This is a genomic window from Sphingobium mellinum (assembly GCF_037860795.1).
In the GTDB taxonomy this organism is placed as follows: domain Bacteria; phylum Pseudomonadota; class Alphaproteobacteria; order Sphingomonadales; family Sphingomonadaceae; genus Sphingobium; species Sphingobium mellinum.
Map to the genome: position 1 here is coordinate 23,525 of NZ_JBANRK010000027.1, position 6,173 is coordinate 29,697.

A 6,173-nucleotide genomic window follows, 5' to 3' on the forward strand; every position below is an offset into this window, starting at 1 on the left:
AATTTCACAATGAGGCAACGGTTTATTAAGCCACGAGGAGCGCCCACCGATATTTGCAGGGTCTTGGTGACATCATCTCATCATGGGCGAGCCGCCCGCAACCGCGATCGTCTAACCATGGATGATTCTCGACATGTCACTATTCAAGACGGGTAAGCAGGTCGGGGGAAAAGGGTCGCAGTTCGTCCTCCGCGCCCCGCCGGATCTTTTCGGTCCAGTCGGGATCGACGATCAGCGCACGCCCGACAGCGACGAGATCGAAGTCTCCGCGCTCGAGCATCTCGCATAGCTTGTCGAGGTTCGACTCGCGCTTGCTCGTCTCACCGAACGTCGCCATGAATTCCTGCTGAAGCGTCACCGATCCAACTGTAATCGTCGGCTTACCCGTAAGCTTCTTCACCCAGCCGGCGGCGTTCAGATCGGTTCCGAACTCGCCTTCCCAAAATCGCCTTTGCGAGCAATGAAAAACATCGACCCCGGCTTGCGCCAACGGCGCGACGAAGCTTTCCAGCTCTGCGGGTGTGTGGGCTAGGTACGCATCATAATCCTGCTGCTTCCACTGCGAGATCCTCATGATGATCGGGAAATCCGCACGGACACGACGGCGCATTTCCCGAACGATGTCGGTCGCTACGCGAGTTCTTTGGGAAAGATCCCGCCCACCATAGTGGTCGTCGCGCAGATTGGTCTCACTCCAGAAGAATTGGTCAAGCAGATAGCCGTGCGCGGCATGAATCTCGACGCCGTCGAACCCGAGCCTTTGAGCCGTCTCTGCCGCTATGACGAACGCCTCGCTGATTTCATCGATCTCCTGCTGCGTGGCCGGCATACCTGCCTGCTCCACCCGCTTGCCCAGGGAACCTACCATGCCCGACGGGCCGACCTGTCGTGCCGCCGTGGCATTCGCCGAGGCCTCCCCCTCCGAGGCATCAGCCTTGGTGACCTGGCCGACATGCCACAATTGCGGGACTATCCTGCCGCCGGCCGCATGGACATCGTCGACCACACGCTTCCAGCCGGCGAGTGCTTCATCGCCGTAGAAGGCGGGGACGTTAGGATCGTTGGATGCACTCCAATGCGGAATCCACGTACCTTCGGTCACGATCAAGCCGACGCCGCCTTCCGCTCGCCTGCGATAATAGTCCGCCACATTCTGGCCCGGAATACCCCGGGGGGAGAATGAGCGCGTCATTGGCGCCATTACGATCCTGTTCGGCAGATCGAGCGCGCCGATCTTCACAGGTTCAAACAGGATTGCACTTCTATCCGGGCGTCGCATAGCCAACTTACTCTCCGCTATTCAGATCTTGTATCTTGCAGTGCACCGTTTTGGCCTCCCCTGCCAAGGCGCCAGTCCTCCGAGGCCCGACCGGGAGCCTAGATCATTGCCCCGCCCGCCCCCCTGCCGCGAGAGCAGCGCTCCAGGAACCGGATACAACCTGATCAGGAACAATATTCTTCGACCCTCATCAATACCATCGCTTCGGGACGGGTGTCGAACAAGTTCATTTCATCCGCCCTGAGCCGAGGACCGATCTCCGGATCGGCGAAACCTGCCTCCATCCGCTCAAAATCTTCATGGGACTTGAACCAAATCTCCGAGATTACGTCGAAGTCCGGCACAGCCGCGGATTCTCCGACATGAGCCGCGCTATACATGCCATCCGGCATGATATAGCTCCGACGATAATCCAGAAACAAATCTGGAAACAGATCAAGACAGAGTGGAACGTGTTTCGTCTCATAATATTCTATAAATTCATCACGCGTCATACCTGGCTTTCTCCGAAGCAATAGCACCACCTTTACCATATCTACAACTTCCTGTCATCTCGATCTATGAAACACACGCCTACAATTTATATTGACAGAACCTCTGGATCGAATGTCTTCTTTAGAACACGCCGATGGATTTTCCAGGCACCGTCGCACTTGCGGTACTCGTCCTGATACAGCACGAGATATCGCGTCCTGACGAGATCGTTGGTCATGGCTTCGACGAGGCCCGTAACGGTACCTGTGGCCGAACCATCAGAAATGTTCTCGACCAAGTGATTCGACATCAGATGAGACATGTGCCTCGTCGTTTCGCGAAGAACATGCCCATAGGCGCGGACGGCTTCCCGCCCTTCGTGCAATCCGAACTCGAACTCACGCTCGTCGAACACCACGTCCGGCGTGAAAAGCGCGACCCAGTCGTCGATTCTATAAGAGTCTATGCACAGCGCGTAACGGTGGCACAGATCGTGAATTTCTATCTTATCCTCAAGGCTCATTCCATATTCTCCCAAGATCATTCCAGCCGGGGCTTTCCATAGCAACCACGACGACTGGCTCGGCTGAACGAGAGGGTGGCGGGCCCGCGCCGGTGCATATTCTGATCTAAGCCCGTGCGCTCTTCTCTCTCTGGAAATAGCACCTGATCTGTGAAATCATCTTACGATCGAGATCAGGTTTTCTTATCAGGGGAAGATCATCATCTTGAACCCACCAATTGTTTGCAAGAGCAGGGCCCATTAGAAGGAGCGAAGTCATCACCAGCGCCGATTATCAACGCTGGCGCGGTCGCTCACGTCCATATCAAGCCGCTTCAACGGTTCCCAGGACGCTGCACGTATAGTGCGTATCGAAATAAAATGGCTCGAGAAAAGAGATCTTGCCGTCACGGACCTTCCAGTGCTCGGCTATTCGCATGTCGATCCTCTTGTCCGAGCGCCGCGATTTTGCTCGAAACCGGAAGATCGCAACCACAGTATCACCCGACTCAAGATAGTCGAATTCGCTGCAATTGAATTCGTCCCAGCATTCGTCGAGCGCCACCAGGAGACGCGTAAACCCTTCTGGGCCTTCGTAACGGCCCGCATAAGGCAAGCTTCCCGCCTCGATGACAACAACGTCGGGATGCATCAGACTTTTGAATGTATCCAAATCGTGTTCAGCTACAGCGGCATAGACTTTCTTGACCACGTCCAACGTTTCCACCGCATATCTCCTTATCGAGTTCTTTTATCCACTAAATTAAAACGAAAAGCCAGCCGACACACCGTAGGTGCGCGGTGCACTATAAGCAGCCAGATCACCGCCGGCCGGGAACAGCGAACTCGATCTCATCTTCTCATTCGGGAGGTTCTTGCCCCAGATTCCCTGCCGAACGCCGGAGTCTCCTGGATAGAAGTTGAGCTGTACGTTGATCTGCGGGTAGCTCTTCTGGCGGACGCGGCCGCTCTGCTCCAGCGGGAAGGACGCCGTGTAGTAGAGGCTACGGATGCCTCGATACTCCCAAACTCGAACTGGTGAGAATAGTTGGGATTGAGGTTGAAAGTGAACTTCGGCGCACGTAGCAACTGACGCCCGCTCAGATCGACATTGGGCACCGCGGTGTTGCCGCCGCCAGGCACGGGAACGATTATCGTTGCGTCCGGATAGTTGCGGTAGCGCCCGTGCAACCAAGCGAAGCCGCCAGCGACAGTGAAGTATGGCGTAACGCGCTGTTTTCCTTCTAGTCCAACGCCATAATTCCGCGTGGCACCCGCATTGTCGGGCGTATCAAAGCCGCCGCGGTTGATAGAGACCTGGAGGTTGGTATAGTCGATATAGGAGCCGGCCAGGTTCCGGCTAAAGTCCCCACGGTTGGTTTTCAGACCGAGTTCGTAGGACTTGACCTTCTCCGGCTTGACCGGCGTGGTTTCCTCGAGGTTGGCGTAATAGACGCCGCTCTTGAAGCCCTGGCTGTACGTTGCACAGATGCTGGTGCGTGGATCGATCTCATAACGTAGCGATACGCGCGGCGTTACTGAATTATAGCTCTTGTGGTACTGGGTCGCGGTAGCAAGGCCCGCCTTGGAACGCGCATATCTTACCGGCCGGCGCTCATGCGAATATCGCGCGCCCACAATACCGACGAGCTGGTCTGTAAAATGTACATTCACTTCCGTATATGCCACATAGGCCTCTGTGCGCACGCGGGCATAGCTGATCGTGGGGCTCGGAAAGAAACCGAGAATCGGGTTGTGGCCAGTTTTGTCGCTGTAGTAGAACAAGCCAGAAACAAAACTGACCGGCCCGAACTGCTCGGACGCAAAATTCAGCTCCTGCATGAAGTTCTTGTCCGGAATTTTCGGAATGAAGCCGATTAGCAGGGTCGAGCTCGCGTCCCCATCAACCGAAAGCATATTCCTGTTATGCTGATAGGCTGAGAGGGCGGAGATCGTTCCGACGTGATCGATATCGTAACTGGCGCGCAGAGATGCAGTCACGTTCTCGTTCCGAATCTTGGGCGGAGATGGGCCAGCTGCCGCGGCGGAGGTGACGGAGAGATGCTGGGCTGCGCAAGGAGCGGGCTGCTGCCTAGACCGGTAGCAAGTAGAACCCAAATATGTCGTCCACGGACCGGGGCAAATCCCCGCAACTCCGCCTTCCTATCGTGTGACATTATCAGTCATCCTCTCGACAGCGACCGGGTGCATTTGGACCCAAGCGCAGATTGCATTGCGCTTGGGCGCTGTGTATCGCGCCGCCGACGCAGAAGGCTAGAGCGTGCGGGCCGTTTGCACTCATGCGATAAACGGCGTGCCCTCGCACGATCCAAAGCAGGCCGAGCGGGATGCGGACGCCATCTGCGCGGCCACTGGCGGGCCAAGATACAGGAAGCTGACCTGCGCGGGCGGCGGCTCTTCGGCCGCGGCTTGCGCAGCCCGACGCCTCGTCTGCGATCGACGCGCAGCACAACCAGCCGTCCGACACCGCTGAGGGCAACGGCCCACTTTCGACCGAAAGGCCGAGCCTCAACTCGCATTCTCATCCGACCGCCTGCATTGCCCTGGTCAGCCACATATCTAACCCTTGTTATTTTTTTTATCCTTCGCGGTGGCAGCGGTTGCATCAGTTGGTTGTCTGATGATAGCCTCAGTGACATAAAGACTAAAAATAGTTAGAAATGAGGGAGAGAGTGGATGCCCGTCAATCAAATCATGCATCCCACAGCCGCCATCAATCGGCTGGTGGAGGCGCATTTTTTCCGGTCGGACACGAGTTTCCAAGGCGACCCCGCCAGCCTTCCACTTGATATCCGATATGTCGAAGCCGGGGGCATGGCCGTCGTCCGAGTCCACGGACCAGGCATCGGCGTGCGCCGTACACAGCACCACATACGCGAACGGCGCGCGAACTCCTTCGCAATCGGTCTGCCGCTAAAGGGCAGCATCTCGGTGACCCAGGCGGCAACGCGCGATCTCCGTGTGGGTGAGGGTAGCTTCGTCATCACCTCCGCCGACAAGCCGTTTTTCCACAAGACCTGTCCTGAAGAGGGCCGGGAATGTTTGATCCTGAACGTGCTTGTCCCGGCGCACATGTTCTACCAATACTTCGCCCGAGATGACCATGCCTGCGGGCGCTCCTTTCCTATTGCGTCGGCGTCGGCGCGAATCGCAAGTAATTTGCTCGATATGCTCAGTAGGGAGGGAGATACTATCTCGCCGGCATCCGCGGCTGAACTCGGGCAGGCGGGGCTTAATGCACTGCTGACGGAGGCCCGCGATCAGATTACGGAGCAGAGCAAGGAGGTGTCGGCTACGGCGCCGCACTTGAGGCGCGCGCTGCGTTATATCGACGCAAACTTCAGTCAAGTGGGCCTCACGTCCGATCAAGTGGCAAGCGCATGCAATTTTTCGCGTCGCTACTTCTACTATATTCTCAAAGAGGCGGATATCGGCTTCGCTGAATATCTTTGGACCAAGCGACTACAGCAGGCGAATGCTTGGCTTGCACGGCCGTTACATGACGATCTCAACATCGCTGAGATTGCGGCACAGTGCGGCTTCCAGAGCGCATCTCACTTCAGCACCCTCTATCAAGCAAAGTTCGGACGCTCGCCCAGGCAGGCCCGGTCGCAACGTCAACTGTATCGTTCATCGCCCGAAATCGAGGAGCTCGCGCCCTAGATTGATATAATGCCCAGTTTTACTCGAGCTGCGAGAAGACTCGAATCATGAACCTGAGGCAAGACGAAAACACGAGGCGTGACCGCCAAGTTTGATCTGATCCGCGCGCTTGGTGACAATAGCCATGGGAGTTTTTCGGGGCGTGGGCGCCTGGCGATCGTAAGCGGGGTCTGACGGCCGCCTTGCGCCGCTCCCGATCGCCGGGATGATTGCCGCTCTTTGAGCGGAGTGGCG

At 56.9% G+C, this 6,173-nt stretch carries 6 protein-coding genes; 1 reads left to right on the forward strand and 5 read right to left on the reverse strand.

All coding sequences use genetic code 11. The annotated features are described in order from the left end of the window. Nucleotides 1-139: 139 nt before the first annotated feature. The 5 genes from AAC640_RS17125 to AAC640_RS17145 all read right to left on the reverse strand — a co-directional run bounded on the left by AAC640_RS17125 (nucleotide 140) and on the right by AAC640_RS17145 (nucleotide 4,256). Nucleotides 140-1,240 carry an NADH:flavin oxidoreductase gene (locus tag AAC640_RS17125; protein ID WP_340268476.1) on the reverse strand — a complete coding sequence of 367 codons (1,101 nt, stop codon included), beginning with the start codon at nucleotides 1,238-1,240 and terminating at the stop codon, nucleotides 140-142. A gap of 203 nt (nucleotides 1,241-1,443) precedes the next feature. Further along, a complete protein-coding gene (locus AAC640_RS17130; protein ID WP_340268478.1) occupies nucleotides 1,444-1,812 on the reverse strand; it encodes an EthD domain-containing protein in 369 nt (122 codons plus the stop codon). Nucleotides 1,813-1,859: 47 nt separating this feature from the next. Then, the gene (locus tag AAC640_RS17135; protein ID WP_340268480.1) at nucleotides 1,860-2,276 is read right to left on the reverse strand and encodes a nuclear transport factor 2 family protein; all 417 of its coding nucleotides are present in this window, start codon (nucleotides 2,274-2,276) and stop codon (nucleotides 1,860-1,862) included. Nucleotides 2,277-2,580: 304 nt separating this feature from the next. After that, a complete protein-coding gene (locus AAC640_RS17140) occupies nucleotides 2,581-2,982 on the reverse strand; it encodes a nuclear transport factor 2 family protein (protein ID WP_340268482.1) in 402 nt (133 codons plus the stop codon). A 125-nt stretch (nucleotides 2,983-3,107) separates the two neighbouring features. Continuing rightward, a complete protein-coding gene (locus AAC640_RS17145) occupies nucleotides 3,108-4,256 on the reverse strand; it encodes a TonB-dependent receptor domain-containing protein (RefSeq protein ID WP_340268484.1) in 1,149 nt (382 codons plus the stop codon). Between the two features lie 696 nt (nucleotides 4,257-4,952). Here AAC640_RS17145 and AAC640_RS17150 point away from each other — a divergent pair. Continuing rightward, a complete protein-coding gene (locus tag AAC640_RS17150) occupies nucleotides 4,953-5,939 on the forward strand; it encodes an AraC family transcriptional regulator (RefSeq protein WP_340268486.1) in 987 nt (328 codons plus the stop codon). Nucleotides 5,940-6,173 lie beyond the last annotated feature (234 nt).